The sequence below is a fragment of the Marinobacter lacisalsi genome (genome assembly GCF_042651045.1).
GTDB classification, from domain to species: Bacteria; Pseudomonadota; Gammaproteobacteria; order Pseudomonadales; family Oleiphilaceae; genus Marinobacter; species Marinobacter lacisalsi.
Genome location: NZ_JBHSDI010000034.1, coordinates 1 through 1,208, shown reverse-complemented (window position 1 = coordinate 1,208; position 1,208 = coordinate 1). Strand labels below are relative to the sequence as shown.

General features: G+C 58.4%; 1 protein-coding gene. It reads left to right on the top strand.

The annotated features are described in order from the left end of the window. On the top strand, nucleotides 1-1,196 hold a 1,196-nt coding region (tuf, locus tag ACFOZ5_RS13440; protein WP_379888147.1), incomplete at its 5' end, for an elongation factor Tu. Between the last annotated feature and the right edge of the window lie 12 nt (nucleotides 1,197-1,208).

Genomic DNA, 1,208 nt, shown 5'->3' with positions numbered 1-1,208 from the left:
TGTCTAAAGCAAAATTTGAACGTAACAAACCGCACCTGAACGTGGGCACCATTGGTCACGTTGACCATGGCAAGACCACTCTGACGGCGGCACTGACTCGCGTATGTCACGAAGTGTGGGGTACTGGTTCTGCAAGTGCATTCGACCAGATCGATAACGCCCCGGAAGAGAAGGCGCGTGGTATCACCATCGCGACCTCTCACGTGGAGTATGATTCCCCGAATCGCCACTACGCCCACGTAGACTGCCCGGGCCACGCTGACTATGTGAAGAACATGATCACTGGTGCGGCGCAGATGGACGGTGCGATCCTGGTTTGCTCCGCGGCTGACGGCCCCATGCCGCAGACTCGTGAGCACATCCTGCTGTCCCGCCAGGTAGGCGTTCCCTACATTGTCGTGTTCCTGAACAAGGCCGACATGGTAGACGACGAAGAGCTGCTTGAGCTGGTTGAGATGGAAGTTCGCGAACTGCTGAGCCAGTACGACTTCCCGGGCGACGACACGCCGATCATCACTGGTTCCGCGCTGATGGCGCTGGAAGGCAAGGATGACAACGAGATGGGTACTACCGCGGTCAAGAAGCTGGTGGAAGCCCTGGACGACTACCTGCCGGAGCCGGAGCGTGCCATCGATCAGCCGTTCCTGATGCCGATCGAGGACGTCTTCTCCATCTCAGGTCGTGGTACCGTTGTCACCGGTCGTGTAGAGCGCGGCATCGTCAAGACTGGCGACGAAGTGGAAATTGTCGGCATCAAGGACACCGTGAAGACGGTTGTTACCGGTGTTGAGATGTTCCGCAAGCTGCTGGACGAAGGTCGTGCCGGCGAGAACATCGGCGCCCTGCTGCGTGGTACCAAGCGTGACGACGTAGAGCGTGGCCAGGTTCTGGCGGTACCGGGTTCCATCACTCCGCACACCAAGTTCGAGTGTGAAGTGTACGTGCTGAGCAAGGACGAAGGTGGTCGTCACACCCCGTTCTTCAAGGGCTACCGTCCGCAGTTCTACTTCCGGACCACTGACGTGACCGGTTCCTGTGAGCTGCCGGAAGGTGTTGAGATGGTAATGCCGGGTGACAACGTGAAGATGTCTGTTACCCTGATCGCTCCGATCGCCATGGAAGATGGCCTGCGCTTCGCGATTCGCGAAGGTGGCCGTACCGTTGGTGCCGGCGTGGTTTCCAAGATCATCGAGTAAGTTGCTTCGATG